At 56.4% G+C, this 22611-nt stretch carries 17 protein-coding genes and 1 pseudogene; 10 read left to right on the top strand and 8 right to left on the bottom strand.

What is annotated here, in order from left to right; translation table 11 throughout:
* Positions 1-595: 595 nt before the first annotated feature.
* From Fuma_RS07035 to Fuma_RS07025, 3 genes are all read left to right on the top strand, one after another.
* Positions 596-1222, top strand: coding sequence for a LysE family translocator (locus Fuma_RS07035; protein WP_077023500.1), 627 nt, complete (start codon positions 596-598; stop codon positions 1220-1222).
* Positions 1223-1282: 60 nt separating this feature from the next.
* Complete coding sequence (locus Fuma_RS07030; RefSeq protein ID WP_077023499.1) at positions 1283-1723, top strand: hypothetical protein; 441 nt, start codon at positions 1283-1285, stop codon at positions 1721-1723.
* 151 nt (positions 1724-1874) lie between these two features.
* The gene (locus Fuma_RS07025) at positions 1875-2372 is read left to right on the top strand and encodes a GNAT family N-acetyltransferase (protein WP_077023498.1); all 498 of its coding nucleotides are present in this window, start codon (positions 1875-1877) and stop codon (positions 2370-2372) included.
* Between the two features lie 293 nt (positions 2373-2665).
* Here Fuma_RS07025 and Fuma_RS07020 read toward each other — a convergent pair whose 3' ends face one another.
* Together Fuma_RS07020 and Fuma_RS07015 are read right to left on the bottom strand one after the other, a co-directional pair.
* Positions 2666-3883, bottom strand: coding sequence for an IS91 family transposase (locus Fuma_RS07020; RefSeq protein WP_077023010.1), 1218 nt, complete (start codon positions 3881-3883; stop codon positions 2666-2668).
* A complete protein-coding gene (locus Fuma_RS07015) occupies positions 3884-4906 on the bottom strand; it encodes a site-specific integrase (RefSeq protein ID WP_077023497.1) in 1023 nt (340 codons plus the stop codon).
* Between the two features lie 352 nt (positions 4907-5258).
* Here Fuma_RS07015 and Fuma_RS07010 point away from each other — a divergent pair, with 352 nt between their 5' ends.
* The 5 genes and pseudogenes from Fuma_RS07010 (at position 5259) to ltrA (Fuma_RS06980) (ending at position 11474) form a co-directional block, all read left to right on the top strand.
* Entirely contained in the window at positions 5259-5795 is a 537-nt protein-coding gene (locus Fuma_RS07010; RefSeq protein ID WP_145944020.1) for a hypothetical protein, read from the top strand.
* Positions 5796-6166: 371 nt separating this feature from the next.
* The gene (locus Fuma_RS07005) at positions 6167-7102 is read left to right on the top strand and encodes a tyrosine-type recombinase/integrase (RefSeq protein ID WP_083732551.1); all 936 of its coding nucleotides are present in this window, start codon (positions 6167-6169) and stop codon (positions 7100-7102) included.
* Positions 7036-8424: pseudogene (locus Fuma_RS36150) on the top strand (IS91 family transposase). Before Fuma_RS07005 ends, Fuma_RS36150 begins: the two are co-directional and overlap by 67 nt.
* Positions 8421-8684 carry a hypothetical protein gene (locus Fuma_RS06990; protein WP_077023493.1) on the top strand — a complete coding sequence of 88 codons (264 nt, stop codon included), beginning with the start codon at positions 8421-8423 and terminating at the stop codon, positions 8682-8684. The pseudogene Fuma_RS36150 and the gene Fuma_RS06990 overlap by 4 nt, the downstream one beginning before the upstream one ends.
* Before the next feature lie 1104 nt (positions 8685-9788).
* A complete protein-coding gene (ltrA, locus tag Fuma_RS06980; RefSeq protein ID WP_218922201.1) occupies positions 9789-11474 on the top strand; it encodes a group II intron reverse transcriptase/maturase in 1686 nt (561 codons plus the stop codon).
* 181 nt (positions 11475-11655) lie between these two features.
* On the opposite strand, the gene ltrA (Fuma_RS06975) is transcribed toward ltrA (Fuma_RS06980), so the two are convergent.
* Positions 11656-13083 carry a group II intron reverse transcriptase/maturase gene (gene ltrA, locus Fuma_RS06975; RefSeq protein WP_218922198.1) on the bottom strand — a complete coding sequence of 476 codons (1428 nt, stop codon included), beginning with the start codon at positions 13081-13083 and terminating at the stop codon, positions 11656-11658.
* A gap of 600 nt (positions 13084-13683) precedes the next feature.
* Between ltrA (Fuma_RS06975) and Fuma_RS36780 the strand changes: the two genes are divergently transcribed.
* Complete coding sequence (locus Fuma_RS36780; RefSeq protein ID WP_414655188.1) at positions 13684-13938, top strand: transposase zinc-binding domain-containing protein; 255 nt, start codon at positions 13684-13686, stop codon at positions 13936-13938.
* A 413-nt stretch (positions 13939-14351) separates the two neighbouring features.
* Positions 14352-16382, top strand: coding sequence for an FAD-dependent oxidoreductase (locus tag Fuma_RS06960; RefSeq protein WP_077028157.1), 2031 nt, complete (start codon positions 14352-14354; stop codon positions 16380-16382).
* A gap of 102 nt (positions 16383-16484) precedes the next feature.
* On the opposite strand, the gene Fuma_RS06955 is transcribed toward Fuma_RS06960, so the two are convergent.
* From Fuma_RS06955 to Fuma_RS06935, 5 genes are all read right to left on the bottom strand, one after another.
* The gene (locus Fuma_RS06955; RefSeq protein ID WP_077023490.1) at positions 16485-18119 is read right to left on the bottom strand and encodes a trypsin-like peptidase domain-containing protein; all 1635 of its coding nucleotides are present in this window, start codon (positions 18117-18119) and stop codon (positions 16485-16487) included.
* Positions 18120-18200: 81 nt separating this feature from the next.
* Positions 18201-19790, bottom strand: coding sequence for a cyanophycinase (locus tag Fuma_RS06950; RefSeq protein WP_158520881.1), 1590 nt, complete (start codon positions 19788-19790; stop codon positions 18201-18203).
* Positions 19791-19979: 189 nt separating this feature from the next.
* Positions 19980-20276, bottom strand: coding sequence for a large ribosomal subunit protein bL28 (locus Fuma_RS06945; RefSeq protein ID WP_083732550.1), 297 nt, complete (start codon positions 20274-20276; stop codon positions 19980-19982).
* 199 nt (positions 20277-20475) lie between these two features.
* Positions 20476-21816, bottom strand: a complete 1341-nt coding sequence (locus tag Fuma_RS06940) for an ABC transporter permease (protein ID WP_077023488.1) — start codon at positions 21814-21816, stop codon at positions 20476-20478.
* Between the two features lie 47 nt (positions 21817-21863).
* On the bottom strand, positions 21864-22595 hold the full coding sequence (locus Fuma_RS06935; protein ID WP_077023487.1) for an ABC transporter ATP-binding protein: 732 nt from the start codon (positions 22593-22595) through the stop codon (positions 21864-21866).
* Between the last annotated feature and the right edge of the window lie 16 nt (positions 22596-22611).

The raw sequence follows: 22611 nt of genomic DNA, 5'->3' as shown, positions 1-22611 counted from the left end.
TGAGTTACTTCTTTATTCAGCAATCCACGCCATTGTTCCGTGGCCGTGCTTTCTGGTCGCGAAAGAAATGATCTTCTGGTGCTACAGTGGGACGTCGGGGCGGGAGTCATGCGACTTCCTCATTCCCGTAGTGATCGCTTTCGCCCTTTTCTGGATCGCATTGCTGTGGTCTGTCGCCGGCCTCGCAACACTCAATTGGGCTCTCCTCACCATCCGCCCCGTTTGTCGTTTTCCAGAAGTCGCGTATTTGTGTATCTCGACCGCAATCTCACTCGTCGTGTTCGTAGTGAGTTGCTGGCACCTGCATAGTCGGCACGCTGGAGAATGGTCGCCGTTCCCGTATGCCGTCGCATGCGTCAGCGCTATCTTCATTGGTTGCAACTTATTCGCTACATTGCCGGTCCAAAACGAAGTGGTCGAGAGCGATTCCAGTCAGTAACCTGACGCCCCGCACAAAGCACTCCAGAATCTAGCTGGCAAACAGATCTGCAGTAACTGTGCATTGCCGCGAATTCTTGATCCCTGCCAATTGCGCCAGCCCTGTTATACGTGGCTTGAATACCACAATGCCTTCCTTCAACGTTCAAAACACCTCATGCTGCCGCTTGACTCAATGCTTACGTTTCTGACGGCGTCTGTTCTGCTGTCGCTCGCACCTGGTCCGGATAATATTTTCGTTCTCACTCAGTCTGCGTTGAATGGTAAGCTGGCTGGGCTGCTGGTGACGCTTGGGTTGTGCACCGGGCTGCTGGTTCATACTTCGGCAGTGGCGTTTGGAGTTGCAGCGATTGTTCAAACGTCTGCTGTTGCTTTCGCGACGCTTAAGTTTCTTGGCGCTGGCTACCTTTTGTTTCTTGCGTGGCAGGCATTCCGGGGCGCCGGGGCGGATCTCGCCAAAGTGGGGGCGAACAAGTCCGGGCTCGGAATGCTGTATCGACGTGGGGTCATTATGAACATCACCAACCCTAAGGTTTCAATCTTCTTTCTGGCCTTCCTGCCGCAATTTGCCGTGCCGGCGAATGGGCCTGTGATACCGCAGATCATGATGCTTGGCGGTGTGTTTATTCTCGTGACGCTCAGCGTATTTGGCTGCGTGGCACTGGCGGCCGGCGTCCTCAGTGATCGGTTCTCAAAATCAGATCGCGTACAACGCACTCTGAACCGAATCGCGGGCGTCGTGTTCGTCTGCCTCGCGTTAAAACTTGCCACGACTGACAGGTGAATGCGCGCAGGGAGTCACGAGCGTTGCCGGTGACACAGTCCGCATTCCACAAAGCAATCTATGCTCAATTACCTAATTATTGCGATAAGCGTTATCTTGCTCAGCGGGTGCCGCGGGGAGCAAGCTCAGCCGGACGTCAACGATCGTCCTGTATCGACTCACAAGGGCAAATACCACGTGCCGCAGAAGGATTTGCCGCCGCCGGTTATCGAGTGGGCCAATGATCTTGATCGACTGCCCGAAATCTCGTCCCTTAGTGAATTCCAGTCGAGCCTGGCGGAGTACGGCTTGAGCCAGGAACCAGATTTTTACAAAGACAACGCGCACTATTGGTACTTCGATCAGGACTTCGAATCCGAAACAGCACTGGAGAAGAGAATGTATCGCGTTTCAATTGGCTATACTTCTACTTTAAGTGGGGCGGTTAAGTTTCAGTACGCCGCGATCAGTCGTGAAAACTCGACCGACCTGTCACGCAAGAGGCTTTGGGAAATCAGTTGACCGAGCGGTCCCGGGAAGTGATCTCGCATGCATCACGGATCTTCAAAAATAGAGTAGCGGGGCAAATTTGCCTGATGACGTTCTGGATTCCGCACAAGATGTCAACAGGCAATTCTTTTGATTTTTAGCCTGATGTTATGAGAACCCTTTCATGTTGAAAATTCGTCCGTTCGATGAATCGGATTGGAACGGTGTGTGGCAGATCGTCGAACCCGTCTTTCGCGCCGGTGAGACTTATCCGTATTCGCCAGACACTACGCAAGACGAAGCGTTCCAGATTTGGATTGGCACTCCGCAAGCGACGTATATCGCGGAAGACGATCAGAGCGGCGCACTTCTTGGGACGTATTACATTAAACCGAATCAACCTGCGCAGGGATCGCACGTCTGCAACTGCGGCTACATCGTCAGTGAAACAGCACGCGGTCAAGGGGTCGCGTCTCAAATGTGCGAGCATTCGCAGCAGGAGGCAGTGCGTCTCGGATTCAGGGCTATGCAATTTAACCTTGTTGTGGCAACGAATCAGGGAGCTGTGCGGCTGTGGCAGAAAATGGGATTCGTAATTGTTGGCACGCTGACCGCCGCATTTAAGCACCCAGTACTCAGCTATGTTGATGCCCACATTATGTACAAAATATTGGTCACATAACTAATGAGCGTTTGACTTCGCGGCGATGGTAGTTGGCGGGTTGGTCGCGGGGTTGATGTTGTTGTTTGAGTTGGTGGCGATGCAGGTTGGTCGAGCCGAAGCTCAAACGCTTTGTTCAAGGAGCCCGGCTGGGTGCGAAAGGCTGAGTTTTTCTGCTTCGTTTCGTGCAGAATTTACTCACCGCGCAGCGTTAAGAGACTCGGTTGCTCCACGGTTATGTGATCGATTGGCTCAGGCGTACTGCCGATTCGTCAAGCTTCGAAGACTCGGCTTCGTTCGGTGTGACAACGTCATCATCCGGAATCGAGATACGGCAGCGGGTGTTCGTACAGGACTCGGCCGACGTGATCGGTGATCATCACCAGATGCAGGTCACCGCCGCATTCACGACACACCATCGGCCGCTTCGGTGGTTCTTCCGCAACGGCTCGCTTCGCCAGGATGTAACACATGCCCAGGTAGAAACACGCCAGCATCCGCACATAGTCGATACTCAGCGAACTGTGTGAGTGCAAAAAACCGTAGTAGCGGATTCTGTGAAAGTTCGGCGGCAACACGTGCTGCAAAAAGCCTCTCACAAACTCCTGCCCCGAAACTTTGCGACGCTTCGAAAACTTCTTCCCCGACGGCGTGTAGCGATAGGTCACGTGAGTCTCATTCATCGACTCGATGCGGTTGTTACTGATCGCCACACGGTAAACGTACGGAGCCAGATACTTCAGCACGCCGCGTCCGTCGCCCACCGCTTCGACATCCATCACCCACGGCCGAGTCCACGCACGCGGATCAGCGGCCAGAAATTCGTCCTCAATCCCCGCCGCTCGAACCGCATCGCGAAACTTCGCGGGGAAGACTGTGGACGCGGCCTTCTCCGGCAGCAGAAAATTCGGCGGACACTGCTGCCAGCCGGGCGGTCCCGGCGGACCATGGCGTGGCGAGCCGCTTGACCTGGTGCGTTTCATGCGCCGAGGCGTGGCCGTTGGCTCCTGCGAACCATCTTCCGAAACACCACCGCCGGGCACCACGAAATGCACGTGCGGATTGTAGACCGTGAAGTCTCGCCCCCACGTGTGCAGAACTCCGAAGAAGCCCATCCGCTTCGTGCCAACGAACCGCTTTCCAGACGCCAGTTCGTGAATCGTCTGACTGCCACAGTCGAACAACGCTCGATAGCACACGTCCTGGTGAGCGCGCACGACCTTCCGCAGCGCTTCGGGCACTGTGAAGGTGACCATAAAGTAGGGCACCGGCAGCAATTCGGACAGACGATCGGCGAGCCACTTCTGCGTCTTGTCAGACTGGCAGTTCGGGCAGTGTCGGTTGTTGCAACTGCGTCCCACCCAGTGAGTTCGCTGGCAGTCGCCGCAGTCGTATCGCAGATGGCCCAGTTCTCCGGTGCGACACTTTGATATGAAACTCAGCACGCGCTTGTGCTGCAACGGCATGCGTTCGCCGAACTGTTTCAGATAGTCGTCCCCGTGCTGCCGCAATACGTCGGCAACGGTCGGCATCTATCGCGGCTTGCGATTTCGGTGCGGATCGTTGTCAGGACCGATAGGTGGTTCGCCGGGCGGCGGAAACATGTTGTCGAACAATGTTCCCGCGTCGGCGATATCGTCGTGAGTCTTGCGACCGTCTTCTTCCTTCGGATCCGTCAGATGCAGGTAGACCAGCGTCGTCTGCAGGTTCTTATGGCCAAGGAACTTCTGAATCCAGCGCAGCGACACGCCGGCCTCAAACAGATGCGTGGCGATGCTGTGCCGCAGCGTGTGGATCGAAACCTGCTTGGTGAAGCCGAGCTCGCTGACCACATCCTTGATGCAGCCTTGCACGGTCGACGGATCCATCGGCCGCGACGTCGTCGGGCCCTCTTTCTTCGTGCGTCCGATCTGCGGAAACAGCAGCGTTGGATTGCGATGCGTCTTCCAGTAACTGCGCAGCACATGCAGCGTCGAATGCGGCAACGTCACGAAGCGATCCTTCGCGCCCTTGCCACGATGCACATGCACCAGCATGCGTTCGGCATCGATGTCGCCGATCTGCAGACTCAGCGCTTCGCTCATCCGCAGGCCGAGCGTATAGGTGGCCCAGAAGCAGGCTCGATTGCGCGGCTGCCGCACGGCGGCGATCAGTCGGTGAACTTCGTCGATGGACAGCACATCCGGCAGCGTTTTCTGTTTCGGAATACGCAGCTTCGTGAGCACTTTCCAGTCACGCGGTTCGGTGTACTTGTAGAAGAATTTGAGCCCACTGTAAGCGACTCGCAGCGAACCCGGAGCGAACTCGCAGTCGTTGATCAGGTACAACAGATAGTCGGCGACCTGTTGTTCGGAAAGCTGATCCGGCGGCGTGTGGTAATGACCGGCCAGCTTGCGAACTTCGCGAAGGTAGCCATCATGAGTCCGTTGCGCCATACCCCGCAACTGCAGATCCTGCGACATCCGTTCGCGGAGCGACTTCGTGGGTTGGTTGTTACTGCGTTGTTCGTCCGAGTTGCTGTTGTTCCCGTTCTGTGAAGAATGATCGTGTGACATGAAATGGTCTCCCTGAAAGTGAAAGAAACAATCAGAAAGACATGGCACAAGATTTCACTACAATCGCAAATCAGACTCCATTAGAAAATCCCCCGCCGCGCAGCGGCTCACTTGAACAAAACGGTGCACGCAGAGTCGCTGGTCGCGTGGCATTTTTTTTGCTCAGCAGGATGCCCATCCGCTGTGCACGGCACTGGCTTCAGGTGCAACAAGATTGGCGTCAAGCGGCGACGGACACAAATAACACGACAACAAAGGCGAGGACTGGACTGCCAATCCCAAACTGATCGCGATCGACTACGAAGGATTGAAGCCGGTTTCAGTAAAACGTTTTGCGGCGATCGACCTCACAATGACGACAACACCGACAAACAGCCATTCTCGATTCACCTTTGCGTTGTTGCTATGGCTGCTCACACTGGGGTGTGCAAATTCTTCAGTGCCACCGGAAGGCACAAGTGTCACTGGCGCGTCGGGAGGGTGTGGTCACTTCACTGCTTACCGGTTCAACCAGGCTCGCACATTGGCCGTCGTGCTCAGAGTAGACGAAGACCAGATCGAACTGTCGGACGAGCCGACGGAAATTGTTCTGGGGCCAAAGGCGACTGGTGTTGAAGTTGAGGTGTATCAGTTTGGGCAACCGGCCGGCGAATATTTTTGCGACGATGTCGGCGGAGACCCGGAGCCGATTGCCAAATGGACGGTCACTGGCGGAAGCGTCAGCATCAGTCGCACAGCCGGTAAACCGCCGGCGCATCTGTCGAATGCGACTCACAAAATTTCCGCTGTTTTGAGAAACATGACAATAACGCACACCACGACGGGTGCAACGGCGCACTTCGGCGATGTAAACATAGAGAGTGTCTGGGTCGGATGGATTCCTGGATAACGTACGGGTGTTTTTTGGACCGGAACGGCGAATCCGGCGGAATCTGAAATCAACGCGTAGCGTCGCCGCCCAGTTACGCATTTCGTTGAACTTAACCGCTTCGTGTGCTGATCGTCTTGAGCATGTTGACTGTGCTGACTTGTTGATGGTCCTCTTTTGACGGATTTCCAGGTCTTCCGCGCTGGCCAGGTCGTGACGAAGTTCCAGGTCGCCTGGAATTTCCAGGTTGGGTGTGCGATCGCACATGGCTTCAGCGATTGTTCATAACGAAACAGGTCGCGTTGTCTGGATGCTGTGGCATTCTGTGTGAACAGCTCGCGTGTGATTTTCCATCACGCGGTAACTCTTCCTTCACTCAGAAAGTGACCACCATGACGCCCTGGCAATCTCGCACAACTGTGCTCACGAAACGCATGGCCGATGATATGAAGCTGCGCAACTTTGCTCAGGCGACCATTGACGCCTACACGTATCATGTCGGCCGCTTCGCCGAGTTTCTCGGCAAGTCACCGGAACAGGCGTCCGCCGAAGACGTGCGATCGTTTCAACTGCACCTCATCGAAGTGAGGAAAGTTGGCTGGAGCTCCTTCAATCAGGCCGTGTGTGGCCTACGTTTTCTGTACCGCCACACGTACCCTCGCGAGTGGGTGGTGAAGATGGTGCCGTTCGACAAGCGCCCGAAGACCCTTCCGGAAGTTCTCAGCGGGGAAGAAGTTTCTCGGCTGATCGAATGTACGACGAATATCAAACATCGGACTTTTCTACTGACTCTCTATTCGGCCGGGCTGCGGCTGAACGAGGCGGCTCACCTGAAGATTGCCGACATCGACAGCCAGCGAATGCAGCTGCGAGTGACCTGCGGCAAAGGAGCGAAGGAACGACGCGTGCCGTTGTCGCCGAGACTGCTGAAAGAACTTCGCGAGTACTGGAAGCAGTATCGTCCGGTGACATATCTGTTTCCCGGACGAACCAGGGATGTTCCTCTGGCTCCGACCACCATTCAAAAAGTGATCAAAGCTTCGACAGCACGAGCGGGCATCGAACGCAACATCACGCCACACACGATGCGCCACAGCTTTGCGACTCACCTGCTGGAAGCGGGAGTCGATCTGCTGGCGATCAGTCGCCTGCTGGGTCACAAAAGCTTTTCAACGACGATGAAGTATCTGCATGTGCGACGCCTGCATCTGAACAGCGTGCCCAGTCCGGCGGACTGGCTGCCGGTGAGACAACTTCCGGGATGGGCGGCACCGGGCGCAGCGGATGTGAGCGTCCGCTCGGACGGCAGGAAACCGACGACAGATTAACCGATGTCGGCGGTTGCGATGTCACTTACAAAAGCGACAATCCACGCCATCGCCTGCCGGGGCGTCCCGGCGTCATCGACATCCTGAAGGACAACGCGGCAGAATTCGTTCGTGGGAACCCGGGACAGGCGGTGCGTCAGGTGCAGAGTGTGCTGTCGAAGATTTCGGTGTGTCGCACGGCGGCGCTGGGCGCATCGTGGCACTGGTGTTCGCAATGCGATACAGGCATTCGTATTGCGAATTCGTGCGGCGACCGCCACTGCCCTCAGTGTCGCGGCGCGTCTCGCGCGGCATGGGTGGATTCGGCGATGAAGAGGATCGTCGACGGAGTGAACTACTATCAAGTTGTCTTCACGCTCCCGGAGCAGTTGTCGTCGCTGGCCCTGGGCAACCGCCGAGTGATCTTCAATCTGCTGTTTCACGCGGCGTGGAAGTCGCTCAAAACAGTGCTCGAAGACGAACAGGCTTACGAAGCTGCCGCGGCGATGGTGCTGCACACGTGGAACCAACACCTGGATGCTCACGTGCATGTCCATGCGGTCGTGCCGGGCGGCGGACCATCCCTGACAAATCCCGGCACCTGGAAGAATTCGGTTCCTCCACGACACGAACGTTCGACGCGATGGTGGCTGGTCGACGCCGATGATCTTCGCTTCGAATTTCGCGAACAGTTCCTGGCCGGTCTTCGTTGACTGCACGCGAAAGGAGAACTCCGGTTGACCGGCGACTGGGCTCACCTGCAGGATAAGGCGGAGTTCGAAGCATTTCTGGCACCACTGGAGAAGACGTCGTGGGTGACCTACATCCAGCCTCCGCCGACGGAAGCATCGCAGCCGCAGGATATCGTGAAGTATCTGGCTCGGTATCTGACAGGCGGTCCGATTTCGGACGCTCGGCTGGTGAACTACGAACGCGGCAGGGTGACCTTCACGGCGCGAACGGGCTCCCGGCATGGCGGCAGTGATGAGGTTGAAGACGTCGAACTTCCTGCGCAGGCGTTCGTTCGTCGCTGGTGCCTGCACATTCTTCCGCGCGGCTTCACGAAGACGCGCGGCTACGGTGGGTGGAGCAATCATCATCTCAAACGTTACGTGGCGGAGTGTCGTCGCCTGCGACAGGCTGTTGACGACGCAACAACGAACGACACTCCCACAGCGGAAGACGTGTTCGTCGAAACGAACGATGAGTTTCCCGGACGACGTTGTTCAACGTGCGGCGGCGAGTTGGAATTGACTGAGCGAGTGCACCGGACAAGCTGGCGAGACATCTTCTCGGGACCAGACTGTCCCGCGTGGAACACGTTTCGGGAGCGTCCCGGATGAACGACTTCTTCGACAACGTGAACGGCCTTCCATTCGCTCGTATCCCGCTGCCGAATTCGTCGCTGCTGCGCATCGCCGTATGTGTGGCGTTGTGTCGCGACATGACAATCGGTGTGATTCCGCAGACACGGCCAATTGGACAAACCGGTCCACTGATCGGCGGCCCTTTGGTAATGACAACGAGTCACCCTCGGGCTATGCTGACTCCTGAACAGAGTTCAGTGACGTCATTGAATTCGCGAGGGCGACTGACTGCGTAGCCTGCCCTCGTCCTCCGCACACGAAGCGGAAAAGTTCAACGCACGATCTATGAGTCGGCTTACCTGCCGCCGCATAGATCGCAATTCGTTAGCCGACTGACAAACAGCCGTTGCCCAACGCCGGGTTGCACCGGTGTTCGGCTCCTAAACGGTCGACGAACTCGCATTGAACCAAATGGAAATAGTTATGGATTCCGAGACGTCCCGGTTGAATTCGACTTGGGAACCGATACCACGAAGCAAATGTCGTCAGCTTGCATCGGCTGGGGCACTTGGCTCGGATATCCTGAAGACGGTCATCTTCTTCGGTGGCGTTGTGCTTTCCATACTTGTGTGTGCCAAGGTTTTCGGCCGTCCCGCCCCACTCTATAAAGATCCAGTCTGGTGGGTGTGTACGATTGTGTTGATCGCCGGACCATTCTTGTCTCTCGAATGGATGCTAAACCGGCTACACCGGAGAAAAACGGCTGTCGATCAACCAGGAACATGTCTGCTTCGGAATTTCCTGCGTCAAACTGGCGGAACTAAAAGGTATCTCGTCAGGACAGTTCAAGGTCGCAATGGAGCGATATGCTTCCACATTGGAGAAAGCAGCTGTCTTGGCAACTCGCCCGGGAAGGGCAGCTGCGACCATCCGGGGAGCAGCCGAAGCTCGCCAACAATTGCGAGACCATAGTTTGACCCTAACAAAACAAGACGGAAAGCAAGTTCACTGGATCGGCACCCTGGCTTTCTTTGAGAAGTCTGATCTGGAGTCATTTTTCCGGACGTTGCTGGACCGGAAACCAGAATTGGAAGTCGAATCAAGACCAACCGAAGTTTGACGATACGCCAGCGGAAAACGGCGGATACCAAATCGGGTAAGAGCCACCGTTTCCGGTGACCCTCCCCACACCACCTGACATGCGGGTCCGGAGCGAACTGGAAATGGTTTATTGACAAGCGGGTGCGAATCCCGTCCGGGTAACTCTTAGCCTGAGGCCCGGTATCGAGTGTTGCAGCGTCACTGGTAACAGTTGCGTTGAAGCGTACACAGAAAGGTAGTGAGGACGAATGGACTGGGCTGGCCGCCCAAACCGTGAATGGTATTGAGCCCCGAAATGCATGTTTTCTCGGTATCTGCCCAGGCATTCGGACCTGCTAAAGGCAACACTGAGTTTCGCGTTTTGGCGAGCGAAGCTCGGAGACCCGGGGTCGAAGGCCACGATCGCGCTACACATGATGCCAATGAAGCAACCAGTGAGATCCCAGCTGTTCTTGTTCGACGTGACGTCCAATCACGACGAAACGAGTATGCACGTACAAGCTGAAAAGGCAAGGAGTGCAGACGACTCTGGGAAGTCGGATGGCGGCATAGTACCGTTGAAGCGCGAAGACCAATCGCGTGAATTGAAGCCCGGTAATGCGGGTGCAGGGAAGGCCGCCAGGCCATCACGCGACTCCAGCGATACACCGACCGCACTCAGTGGCGGATCACCGGTGCTTGATCGACTGGATCGCATCACCCAACGCGCGGAAACGTACTCTGAAGAGGCGTTTAACAACCTCTTTTCGCTGCTCAATTACGAGTTGCTGTGGTATGCGTTTCGCAAGCTCAAGCGAGGCAAGGCACCCGGAGTCGACGGTGTCACGGTGGATCAATACGAGTCGAATCTGCGGGACAACCTGCACGACCTGTTAACCAGATTACACCGTGGTGCGTATCGGCCTCAGCCCAGTCTTCGTCGTGACATTCCGAAAGGGAATGGCAAGACCAGACCGCTGGGTATCGCCAGTGTGGAAGACAAGATCGTACAACGTGCGGTCGTGATGATTCTGGAACGGATCTACGAAGTCGACTTCTGTGAGACTTCCTATGGTTTCCGTCCGGGACGGTCATGCCACCAGGCTTTAAGTGTGCACGGTCAAACCATCGCGACCCGGAAAGTGAGCTGGATTTCGGACGCGGATATCCGTGGCTTCTTCGATAACGTTTGTCATGAACGTTTGCTCGAACTGCTACAAAAGCGGATTTCCGATCCGAAGCTATTGGCCCTGATCCAGCGCTTTCTGAAGTCCGGTGTGATGATCGAAGGTCGTCGCCGTAACACTGACGAAGGTGTTCCGCAAGGCTCGGTTCTTTCACCGTTATTAGCGAACGTGTATTTGCATTACGTCCTGGACCAATGGTTCGACCGGGATGTGCAGCCGCGTATGCGAGGTGAATCGTACATTGTCCGCTTCGCGGACGACTTCATTTGTGCGTTCGAACTGGAGTCTGACGCGAGACGCTTTCAGGATGTGCTACCGAAGCGACTGGCCCGATACTCGCTGGAGCTGGCCGAAGAGAAGACTAAACTGCTGCGGTTCGGCCGCTTTGCGAGACGCGATTGCCAGCGTCTTGGCGAAGGGGCTCCCGCGACGTTCGACTTCCTCGGCTTCACTCATTACTGCGGCCTGAGTCGTGCGGGAAAGTTCAAGCCGAAACGGAAGACAGCCAGTAAGAAATACCGAGCTAAGGTAGGCGATCTGAAGCATTGGTTCCGACGGAATCTGACGACACCTTTGTCCGAAGTCTGGGCGAAGTTGAATGCGAAGCTGCGTGGCCATTATCAGTACTATGGAATCAATGACAATTGGTCCCAACTGATGAAATTCCGCCAGGCAGCAAAGCAGCTGGCCTTCCGCTGGCTCAATCGTCGTTCGCAGAGGAAGTCAAAGACCTGGCCTCAGTTCGATGCGTACATAGCTCGCTTTCCCCTGGCATCTCCTTCGAAGCTGACTGACCTGATTGCGATACAGCCAAAGTGATGACCGGGTGACAAGTGATGGTCGGGAGCCGGATGCGTTAACGGCGCACGTCCGGTTCTGAGAGGGGTTGAGCGTACAATCGGACACGGATAAAATATTGTGACACCACCAGAGGAAACGGGTGGCCAACAGGGAACACAAACCGCATCCTAAACCCGAAAGACGCCATCCTACTCGCCCATCAGGCGGTTCGACGAAGTGGAGCCAGTTCGTTCCAGAGGTGTTTCAGGCTTAATAGACCCAATTCCACGAGCAGCGCGTTCGTAAAGCCCACACCGCTGGCGATGGTCTTGGCCATGTGCCAGTAGCTCTTGCGACTTTTCGCATGACGAATCGCCTGTCGACGGGGAACCCCTAAACGCACGAGTTCTCGGCTGCGTGTGCGAGCGTGTCGCCACCGCTTCCAGAAGCACATGCGTATCCGACGACGGATCCACTGGTCGAGCCTATCGAACAGTTTCAACTCCATCGCCAGGCAGAAGTAACCCGCCCAGCCGCGAAGATAACTTCGCAGTTCACTCAAGCGACGTTCCATCGAAACTCCCCAGCTGCGACCGGTGAGTTCTCGAATGCGACGCTTGAAACGCTGAAGCGATTTGTCACTCAGCCTGATCCGAAAGTAGCGACCGCGAACACAGAACCCAAGAAACTCAAGTTCCTGCCACGGCACCACTTTGCTCTTCGTTTCGTTAACAACAAGACGAAGACGTTCGGTCAGAAAACGCTGCACCGATCGGAACACTCGACGCGCGGCACGTTCAGACTTCGTGAAGATCACGAAGTCGTCAGCGTAACGCACGAACGGCAGACCGCGTTGTTCCAGTTCCTTGTCCAGATCATCCAGCAGGATGTTGGCAAGTAGCGGAGACAGCGGGCCACCTTGTGGCGTTCCTTCGGTACTCGGTTGCAGTTCGCCGTCCACGATCACGCCCGCTCGCAGGTAACGGCCGATCAGTTTCAGCAGCAGTGAATCCGAAACGCGAAGAGCGATTCGGTTCATCAGCACGTCGTGGTTGACTCGATCAAAGAATTTTGAAAGGTCCATATCCACCACGAACTTGCCGCCTGCCTTGATCGTCCGCTGAACCTGTTGCATGGCTCCGTGAGCGGATCGGTTGGGGCGAAACCCGTGGCTCGAATCGCTGAAGTGCGGATCGAACACGGGCGTCAGAATCTGCAGGATGGCCTGTTGAATCACGCGGTCCAGCACGTTCGGAATACCGAGCTGCCGTGTGCCGCCATCCGGCTTGTCGATGGTCACGCGTCGCACCGGTGAAGGTCGATACGTGCCGTCGAGAAGCTGTCGTCGGATGAGTTCCCAGCGTGGTCGGAACCATGTCAGAAATTCATCCAGCGTGATGCCGTCGGGGCCAGGGGCTCCGCGGTTCGACCGGACTTTCTGCCAGGCGCGTTCCATGTTGGATTCATCAACGACGGCTTCCATCATCATCTCTGGAAACAAACGTTCGACCGTGGAACCACGGTCGTTCAGGGCTGGCTGCTTGTCCGACGCCGACGCGGTCATCCCCGTTCGGGGAACTGGATTTGTCTGCCGAGCAGACCACCCACCTCGTGTCGAGTTGGTCGAAGACTCCTCCCTGGAATTCATCGTTCGGTCCTTCCTGTCGTCAGTGGTGTGTGACGAAACAGTACTACGACCTCTGCTGACTTCCGTCGATCACGAAACGTGTTGACCACGAATCGCTCTGCCTTTGAGCAAGCTCTTCTAACAGATACGAACGACGGATCTCCCTGGATAAGGCGTGTGACTTTCGCTGCACAAGCTCCGGATTTACCAATGCGGATGAACGGAGACGGTTTCGTGATGATTGGCTCACTCACCTGTCCGCACCGGCCTTGTATCCGATTTCTGTTCGTAACCTCGCAGCTTTGACGAAGATGCGACTGACGACGACTGTTGAGTGTCAGCTTAACGGCGCATTCGCAGGCTTCCTCCCCACGGTTCGTTACCTCCCCGCAGTTGCCCTCGTCTCGTACTTGATTCAAGCAGCTCAATGGATGTACCATTAATCCACAAGACCTCCATTCTCGTACAGGGGACTTGCACCCCATAAAACACACGCCATGCCAGGCGTACCACCATGCAGCCGAGTTGTGGTCGGCCCGCAATCAGGTGGATCATCAACCGCCACAACCGGCTGATGGTCGGCGTTGAACAGGACGGCTTTGCCGTAGAGGTGTTCCAGGCGTGAAGAGCGTGGAGACCGATTCTGTTTGCTCAACCATCCGCCGGTTTTATCCTGGCTGGAGTCGTTACCGTCGTTTGCGAGCGGACGTGAAGCGTGCCGCGTCACGGATTGTCGACTGCCGCACGAGTCGACTTGGGGCTCGCCTCGAACGCTGTCAGTGTGGGCACATCTGCCACATCAAATACAACTCCTGCCGACACCGCTCCTGTCCCCGTACCAGGGTGGCAAGCGAGCGGAATGGTTGGCTCGATTAACTCAGCAGCTTCTTCCCTGTGAGCACGTTCACATCATCTTCACGGTTCCCGAGCAACTGAATGTGTTCTGGCAGTTCAATTTTGCCAGAGCCGGGGCGGCGTTGTTATGACAACGCTGATGGGCGCCCTTCTTGTCTGAATTCCTCCCCGTAGCCAGCAGCTTTGGTTGGTCGTGTTCATTCACGCAGTGCTTGTCCGAAACTGACTGTCGTTTGTGCCGTGGTTCCAGCAGTGGCTGGAAGGCTGGGATGACAATAGAATCGACCGGGACGCGGGCGTGCACAGGATTTAAATTCACAGTTGCTTGTCCCGCATCGGCGAATGAAAGACATTCGCCACAGACTTCCGGCCCGCATATTACTCAAATCGATGGACTCTCTGTGACACTTTCAATCCGACACTTCTTGATTTCGATGGCTTTGATGGCGACCGCCTGCCAGAAAGGGATGGCTGAGGACCGAGCCAGCGTGATCGTTTATGGTTCAACGCCAGGCGGTTTTTGCGCCGCGATTGCTGCCGCTCGCGAAGGCGCGTCGGTCATTTTGCTTGAGCCAAAGGATCATGTCGGTGCGATGAGCACGGGAGGATTGAGTCATTGCGATTCAAACCAGATGGTTCGCAGCACGGTGATGGGGCTGTTCGACGAGTGGCATATGCGAGTGGTGAAAGACTACACCGATCGAGGACTTGAGGCGCCTTACAACCCGGCGTTGAAGGACCAGACCCGATGGACTTTTGAGCCGCATGTTGCTCAACGGGTAACCAGGCAGATGCTGGATGAGGCTGGCGTCACCGTGCTGACCGAGCGCTATCTTGAGGGTGTCACGAAAGTCGGGCCACGGATCACGTCGCTGGAAACAAGCAACGGCACATTTACGGCGAGGTGCTTTGTCGACGGAACGTATGAGGGCGACCTGATGGCGGCCGCGGGTGTCGCCTGGACGATCGGACGCGAAGGGCGAGAGGCGTACGGTGAATCGCTGGCTGGCAAACGGTTCCCGAAAAAGGAGATGATGATCAGCGGGCGCAACGAAGACGGCGATCTACTTCCGCTGGTCACAAGCGATGACGCTGGCGACGAAGCGGCGGGTGATAAGAATGTTATGACATACAGTTTCCGGCTGTGTTTGACTGCGGCCTCTGACAACCGCGTACCGATGCCCAAACCGGCCGACTATGACTCAGCCCGCTTCGAAGTTGTCCGCCGCGCTCTAAGGGCAGGAGTCAAGGGGATCGGCTTTGACCTCTACCCCCTTCCCGGCGACAAGTTCGATGGCAACAACTCGATTGGGGGGCAGTTTTCGTTGGGCTTGGTTGGCGGAGGCGTTGACTGGCATTCTGCGGACGAAGCGGGGCGGAAGCAGATTTGGGAAGCTCATAAGCAGTACACGCTCGAATTGTTTCACTTTCTAACCACTGACCCAGCAGTGCCCGACGCCATACGTGCCAAGTATGCGAAGCTTGGTTTATGCAAAGACGAATTTGCCAGCTACGACCACTTTTCGCCGGCGCTGTACGTTCGCGAGTCGCGCCGAATGGAAGGCATGTACGTCATTCGCCAGAAAGACATCCTCGAATCGCCTCGGAAAGATGACCCGATTGCAATCTCATCGTTTCCGATCGATTCGCACGACTGCCAGCGTGTGGCGTTGGACGGGGGCGTGATCAACGAAGGGACGATCTTTCCGGTCAGGCGAGCTTCCGGGCAGGGCTACGCTTATCACGTGCCGTACCGCTCGATCCTGCCTCAGCCTGAGCAGTGCGACAACCTTGTTGTCCCTGTCGCGCTGTCGTGTACTCATGTCGGGATTTCGTCGCTGCGCATCGAGGGGACGTGGATGATTATTGGCCAGAGTGCCGGCATCGCTGCAGCAGTGGCTGCTGACTCCGATGTTGCAGTGCAGGAGTTACCTTATCTGCAACTCAGAAAGCGTCTGCTCGCGCAGGGGCAGGTGCTTGTCCTGCCGGAAGTTTCCGACTTGCCAGCGTCAAAGGATTCTATCGCCGCAAACGATCTGCCCGGAATCGTGCTCGACGATGCCGCGGCAAAACTAACTGGCGATTGGTCTCGGTCAACAAACTTTAAGCCATACGTCGCAAACGGTTATGTGTTTACGGGCGAAAATGATCCCACGTCAGAAGGTGACGGGAAGTCGACAGCAACATTCCGATTCCAGGTGCCAAAATCTGGCGACTACCAATTGTTGATGGCCTATTCGGCTCATGAGACTCGAGCCACAAACGTCCCGGTGATCGTTTCCAGCGGGGCGCGTGAGCAGCAGTTCACCGTCGATCAAACGGCCGCGTTACCTTCCGGCCAACACTTCAGGCACCTCGGTAACGTGCAGCTGAAAGGTGGAGTTGAAACGACGATCACCGTCAGCAATCAGGGAACCACCGGCTTTGTCATCGTTGACGCTCTGCAACTGCTACCTGGCAATTAGCGAATGTAGAAATGTCAGGCCGACGGCTCATTATCTGACGTGAATACAAATCGATTTGCGGGCAGGAATCGTTGGCGACCTCGAAAGCTGGATGCTCTTTAGTTATGGCTGCAACCGCTTCAATTTCGCCAGTTCCAATACGTCGGCAATTGGGATGGCCAGCACTGCTTCTCGGCTGCGGCGAGCGATGTTGATTCCAACAATCGTTCCGTCTGCCAGTACGAGTGGACCGCCCATTTCGGCTGGCTCCAGCGCGGCATCGTGCTGAATGACATTCTGGAAACCCGTGCGCCGCAGGCTTAGCCGTCCGGCCCGGCCGTCGAGGAACTCTGTGCGGTCCAGCAGTTTGTTTGGCCGGTGCCTGAGCTGTCCGAAGCCAACCGTGGTCTGGTCCACTCGCACAACCGTCACAGACAGTCGATCGCCGGGTTCAAGCGTCTGCAGGGCTTTTGCAACGGAGCCGAGGTCTCTTACCGGTGCGGCGTTGATCGCTTGCAGCCTGTCCTGAGGCTTAACGCCAGCCTCCGATGCCGCGCTGTTGGCGGTGACACGGTCTACTTTCACGAGCTGGCCATCCTGCGACAGCGTGCAGCCGAGTGACGGCGCACCGCGTGGTTCGTCGCGTTTCACGCGAGCCACGATGCCGGTCGTTTGTGCTGCGTTTCCGGCAAATAGCACAGTGCCGATGTCGAGTTGGCTTGGGTTTGGATGTGATGGCTTTGCGGAATTGGCGTCGGGCTCGATGATTGGTGGAGCGGTGTTTCCAGGGAGCAGTTGAAGGATCGCCAGGTCGCGTGGTTGGCCGGACGTTAGTAGAGAAGCGTCGGCAAATTCGTCGTTCATAAACTGTACGCGGATTGCTTCGCCTGGTGGCAGCAGACTCAACTTGGTCGCGACAAGCGTGTCAGACAATCGCGTTCCGAAGGCAATCACGCGATCGTCCGCTGCGCCGCAAATTCGAACGCTCCTTTGCTGCAGCTGCTTCTTTGCGGCGGCGGATGCTACGGGTTGAATGACCGATACAGGCCGCGTGTTGTCTAGGTCTGAAAGCGAGACGTCTTCCGACTTCAACGCGGCGGCTAAAACCTCGCGGCAGCGTTGCAACGGTATGTGCAGATTCGAACTTCTTCCCAGCCCAATTTTCTGGTGGACGCCGATGAGCACGCCGTCGGTCGTCAGTAGTGGACCGCCGGAATCACCGACCGTGAGCGTGCAGGAAGTTCGTAGAGCGCTATCGGTGGCGGCTTCGATGCGGCCCAGCCGAACGACAGCTTCTGCTGTGCTGGTGTCTCGAGCCGGAAAACCGAGCGACAGCACAACGGTGTGCGGACTTAGTTCAGATCGATCTTGTGACGCGAATTCAGTTAGTGCATGAAGCCCGTCTGGCAGGCCGGATGTTGGCATCTGCAACTTCAGCAATGCTACGTCTGCGGCTGCATCACGATGAAGGATATGTGCGACCAATCGCCCGCCTCTTGGCGTGACGACTTCGGCCTGGTCGTCGTTGCTGTGAAGTCCGTGAGCGACCGTCAGGATATGCCCGGCTGGCGACACAAGGACGCCGGAAGAATGATCGGATCGCGAAACAATTCGCACGCAACTTGGCAGAGCGTTCGCAACCACGGTTACATACGGCGGTTCAACAGCGTCGGCGATGGACGCCGCAGGCAGCGTCAAGGCGGCGAGTGCGGCGACCTGCCGCAGGACGATTCCTGTCGTTGTCGCTGGTGCTGTCATTTTTGGGTGCGTTAAATGGACACGGCGTTCGGCCGCTACTGATCGTGTCGAATCTGTGTTCGCGGCACCTGAGCCCGCAGGTTACTCCGATTTATTCGTTGCGTCCACAATCACCGTTCTGGTCGCGAGGTCGTACGAAGAACCAACGGGGAACGCTTCGTAGTCAGTGTTGTCGCCGTTGGTCGGCTTCTGGTGGTCGTAAAAGTAGACCTGGCCATCACCGACGATGTCGCCAACTGATTTGTTGACGATCAGCGCTGTGGATTCGTCAATTCCAATTCCCAGTAGCTGCGGATACCTCTGCACCAAGACGCTCATATCAGCTTGTCGGTTTCGCTGGCTGAAGTGCTGGTCAATGGCGACTCCCCCGATAAAGCCCAGCCCGCCGCGTTCGTAGCCGGGGGCCATGATGCGAAAGTTCAAAATCGGCGTCGCTCGAGCCAGGTAGCGAGCCTGAATGGATGCTCCTGCTGACGAACCTCCAATCACGCCGCCACGCTGCAGCACCTGCTTCATCAATCGATGTGCCTTCGTGCCGTAGTACGAATCCGCCATGTTCCATTGCCGCCCGCCGCCAAACCAAATGCCTGTGGCGTCGGTCAACGGCTTTAGAAATTCTTCATCCGTGTTGGCTTTGTGACGGTCCTTCGTGTGTAAAAATGTGGCATGCTGCACACCCATCTTCTTCCACTCTTCCACAGTGCGCTGCCGAGGTGAGACTCGGGGTTCCTCCGCACACGGGATGTACACCAGCTTCGCGTTGTCGTAGCCACCTGCCAGTTCGACAAAGCGTTCCATCAGCCCTTCCGGCATGCCGCCACCGCCGACAATTACCAGAGTCCCGTTTTCAACATGTGGCGTAGGCGGCGTGGCGGGCGGGAATTGTTCCAGCGTCCGTTCGATTGCTTCTCGCCGCCATTCCGTCAGGTCCACCAGATATTCATTGGGATCCTGCCGGCGGGACGTCTGCTGTTTCAGGATCTGAATTCGTTCCGGCAACCAGTCTCCGTTGCCTGGGACCATGAATGTTGCGGAACCATCGCCGACGACTCGGAACTTACGTCCTTTTAAGATCAGTACGGCTTGCCGTGACAGGCTGATGCCGAACTGTCGCGGCTGGCCACTGAGTGCCGTACGCAATTGTTGCAAATCAGATTCTGGATCATCAGTTGCCAATTGGAGGATTGCATCCGGGATCAGTTTCATTCCGGATGCCTGACTTCCGGCCGACACGCAGTCAGGTCCCACCAGTACAAGTGTTCCGTTGTGGTCGAGAAATTCCTGAAGCTTCGCATGAAGCTTTGTGACGTCTTGAGCGGTCACGTCCGCTGCCGGCGCTCGCGTGCAAAGAATGAGAATGTCAACGTGTTGAAGAGTGTCGGGAACCAGCGGATGAAGGCTAAGCTGATCTTCTTTGAATAGACTTTGAACTTCGGCGAGCCATTTCGGAGACACGTCACCCTGTGTTACAAGCGCAGCTGAGGTGTCGGCTGTTGGATCCGGCAACACGGGCTGCAGTAGTGACGGATCGTCCAGCGACGGAGCGACAACGATCGTGCCCGAAATGAACGTTCGTTCTGGCCAGTCGGTGTAACGTTCATCAAAAACCTGGCCTCGCGTTTGGCCGGTCACGCAGAACAGCAGGATCAGGGATATCGAGAGGTGACGCATCGAAAGGTGCTCCGCGGGATGCATACATCGTTGCCGTCATTGCGACTGGGGCTTTCGGTGGCGCCGCCATCTTTTTGCCGCGGCCCGGAGTCACCTTCAGATCGACAAATCGGCGCAACAGAAAAGCGTCTGTGAGCTCACAGACGCTTTTTCTAATTCCGTTCCACTAATGTGATCGAACTCCGTTGCCTAACCTTCAGGAATGGCAAACGGATCGACAACCTGTGGCTTTTCGATCAGGCCCGCGCGGATCATGCTGACTGGCACGCGGCGACGAACAACGCGACCGTCTTCGATCACTCGGATCTTTTGCAGATTGCGTTTAAACAGTCGCTTGCTGACGCCGGTTGTCTGACGACCGTTACCGCCGAGGTACTTGTACTTACCGCGTTGAGTCACGTTGTTGCCGACGGATGGCTTCAGGTCTCCGTACAGAGCTTCGCGCTTGGCCTGTTTGATGCGTTTGTTTTTTTTGAGTGTGCTCATGATTTCGATTCTCGTCGCCCGACCATGGGTCATCATTGTGGAAATTTTGCGCGATCGGCTTCCTGAGTCCGCGTCGCGGGCGGGAAGGATAATGGTTGAGTAGCGGAACTTCAATTGTGATTTCGGCTTACGTCGACCGGATTCCACAATCCGGGCCACGGATTTCCAGAAATCATGCAAAATACGGCCGTTTGAGGCACTATTCGTGCCGTAGAGCTTCGATCGGGTCCAGTTTCGCAGCCGACCACGCCGGGTACAGCCCGAACATGACTCCAATAAACACCGAAATGCCGAAGGCCAGCGGTAGACTGGCAGGAACGACCTGAGGGTTCATTTGAGAGAACATTTCCGAGAATTCGTTGCCCGCTTTGCCGCCTTCGAAGATGAATCGTTCCACAAAGTATCGCAGCCCGGCAAAGGCCTGAGGCGTCAAAAATCCGAGCGCCATACCGATCAAACCGCCGGTCCCGGAAAGCACGATGGTTTCCGTCAAAAACTGCACCGTGATGTCGCGACGCTTGGCCCCGAGGGCTCGCCGAATTCCGATTTCCCGCGTTCGTTCTGTGACTGTGGCCAGCATGATGTTCATGATGCCGATGCCGCCGACCACCAGACTAATCAGCGCGATGGCTCCCAGTACGACGTTGAAAATGCCCTGAATCTGTTCGGCCTGCTTTAGCAATTCCAGCGGCACAGTGATGGCGTAGTCGCTGTCTGATTTATGGTTTCGCTTCATGCTCTCGCGGACAACGTTGGCTGTTTCGACAACTTTGTCCTGCGAATTAACTCGCAACGTGATCTGGCTTAACTCCCAGTATTCTGAACTAAACGATCCGGGTTTGCGGTCGATGTTCAGGTCCCCCATGCGCACGCGCATAGTTTCCAGTGGAATGTAGATGTCCAGGTTGAAGTCCTGTCCGGACATGCTGCCGCCCACTGCGGCGCTGGCCTGGCGAGGCATGGTGACGCCCACGATGGTGTAGAACCGATCCGCGATGCGAACCGACTGCCCCACCGGGTTTTCGTATTGAAACAGCGTGTCTGCCGTGCCGGAGGCGAGTACCGCGACGTTCTTTTTTTGCTCTCGATCGTCGTCGGACAGGAACCGCCCCTGAGCCATCGACAGATGGTTGATGTCGAGGTACTCAGGCGTACCGCCAACGATGCGAGCGTTCAGTTCGCGGTCGCGATGCCGCGCGGTTTTGGTCAATTCCCGAATCGGAATTGCCTGATTGATGGTGGGGATGGTCCTGTCCAGCAGGTCGAAGTCAGACCGCAACAGACCGTACCGTAAAACGGAACCGCCTCCGCTGTTGGTGGCACTTTCCGGTGGCGGCTTCAGGCTGCGAACGATGATATTGGTGGCCCCCAGTTGCAGGACCTGAGCCTGAGCCTGTTCGCTGGCTCCCTGGCCGATCGCCAACATCGCGATCACCGAGTAGACGCCGAAGACGATGCCCAGCATGGTAAGTCCTGAGCGCAGCTTATGCAGCATCAGGCTTTTCATCGCCAGTTGAATGGTTCGAAGCAGGTTCGGCATATTTAGTTCTCAATCGCTACGATCGCCCCAGGCTTTTATCAACTCAGCTACTTCGCTGCTTCTACTGGAGCTTCGGCTTCCCGTCCCGGGAATACGCCTTCGCCCGCGACCAATCCGTCCTTCATATAAATCTGTCGCTTGGCGAGTTTGGCAACTTCAGGTTCGTGGGTCACCATAATGATGGTGCGCCCCTCGGCGTTCAGTTTCAAGAGGATATCCATGATCTCCGCTTCTGTGGCGGAGTCGAGGTTTCCGGTCGGTTCGTCCGCCAGAATGATCTGCGGGTCGTTAACGAGGGCTCGTGCAATCGCCACGCGCTGCTGCTGTCCACCTGACAACTGAAACGGCCGATGGTCCAGGCGGTCGGCCAGTCCGACCATTGAGGCCAGTTCTTCGATGTGCTTCGTGTCTTTTGCCGAAATCGTCGGGTAGCCCGTGCGGTAGTGCAGAGGCACTTCGATGTTTTCCACGACCGTATACTGAGGGATCAGGTTGTACGACTGGAAAATGAACCCAATCATTTCGTTGCGAATGGCAGACAGGTCGTCGTCAGAAATCGACGACACCGGTCGCCCCCCAATGACGTACTCACCATGAGTTGGTCGGTCCAATGCGCCCAGCAAGTTCAGCAGCGTACTCTTGCCGCTTCCCGACGACCCCATGATCGCGACAAAGTCGCCGTGCGGGAAATCAATTGACACCCCACGCAACGCCTTCACAACGACCGAACCAAGGTCAAAGTGCTTTTGAATGTCGATGACCTGAGCGGCAAAGTCCATAATGAGACCCGGGAAG

It is taken from the genome of Fuerstiella marisgermanici, from assembly GCF_001983935.1.
Lineage (GTDB): Bacteria > Planctomycetota > Planctomycetia > Planctomycetales > Planctomycetaceae > Fuerstiella > Fuerstiella marisgermanici.
The sequence above is the reverse complement of the archived record's forward strand: the minus strand, read 5'-3'. Positions and strand labels throughout refer to the sequence as shown.

What these genes read in the sequence shown, in the direction of transcription:
- Fuma_RS07035 (WP_077023500.1), top strand. Translation starts at nt 596, where the DNA reads ATGCTGCCGCTTGACTCAATGCTTACGTTTCTGACGGCGTCTGTTCTG.
- Fuma_RS07030 (WP_077023499.1), top strand. Translation starts at nt 1,283, where the DNA reads ATGCTCAATTACCTAATTATTGCGATAAGCGTTATCTTGCTCAGCGGG.
- Fuma_RS07025 (WP_077023498.1), top strand. Translation starts at nt 1,875, where the DNA reads ATGTTGAAAATTCGTCCGTTCGATGAATCGGATTGGAACGGTGTGTGG.
- Fuma_RS07020 (WP_077023010.1), bottom strand. Translation starts at nt 3,883, where the DNA reads ATGCCGACCGTTGCCGACGTATTGCGGCAGCACGGGGACGACTATCTG.
- Fuma_RS07015 (WP_077023497.1), bottom strand. Translation starts at nt 4,906, where the DNA reads ATGTCACACGATCATTCTTCACAGAACGGGAACAACAGCAACTCGGAC.
- Fuma_RS07010 (WP_145944020.1), top strand. Translation starts at nt 5,259, where the DNA reads ATGACGACAACACCGACAAACAGCCATTCTCGATTCACCTTTGCGTTG.
- Fuma_RS07005 (WP_083732551.1), top strand. Translation starts at nt 6,167, where the DNA reads ATGACGCCCTGGCAATCTCGCACAACTGTGCTCACGAAACGCATGGCC.
- Fuma_RS06990 (WP_077023493.1), top strand. Translation starts at nt 8,421, where the DNA reads ATGAACGACTTCTTCGACAACGTGAACGGCCTTCCATTCGCTCGTATC.
- ltrA (WP_218922201.1), top strand. Translation starts at nt 9,789, where the DNA reads ATGTTTTCTCGGTATCTGCCCAGGCATTCGGACCTGCTAAAGGCAACA.
- ltrA (WP_218922198.1), bottom strand. Translation starts at nt 13,083, where the DNA reads ATGAATTCCAGGGAGGAGTCTTCGACCAACTCGACACGAGGTGGGTGG.
- Fuma_RS06960 (WP_077028157.1), top strand. Translation starts at nt 14,352, where the DNA reads ATGGCTTTGATGGCGACCGCCTGCCAGAAAGGGATGGCTGAGGACCGA.
- Fuma_RS06955 (WP_077023490.1), bottom strand. Translation starts at nt 18,119, where the DNA reads ATGACAGCACCAGCGACAACGACAGGAATCGTCCTGCGGCAGGTCGCC.
- Fuma_RS06950 (WP_158520881.1), bottom strand. Translation starts at nt 19,790, where the DNA reads ATGCGTCACCTCTCGATATCCCTGATCCTGCTGTTCTGCGTGACCGGC.
- Fuma_RS06945 (WP_083732550.1), bottom strand. Translation starts at nt 20,276, where the DNA reads ATGAGCACACTCAAAAAAAACAAACGCATCAAACAGGCCAAGCGCGAA.
- Fuma_RS06940 (WP_077023488.1), bottom strand. Translation starts at nt 21,816, where the DNA reads ATGCCGAACCTGCTTCGAACCATTCAACTGGCGATGAAAAGCCTGATG.
- Fuma_RS06935 (WP_077023487.1), bottom strand. Translation starts at nt 22,595, where the DNA reads ATGGACTTTGCCGCTCAGGTCATCGACATTCAAAAGCACTTTGACCTT.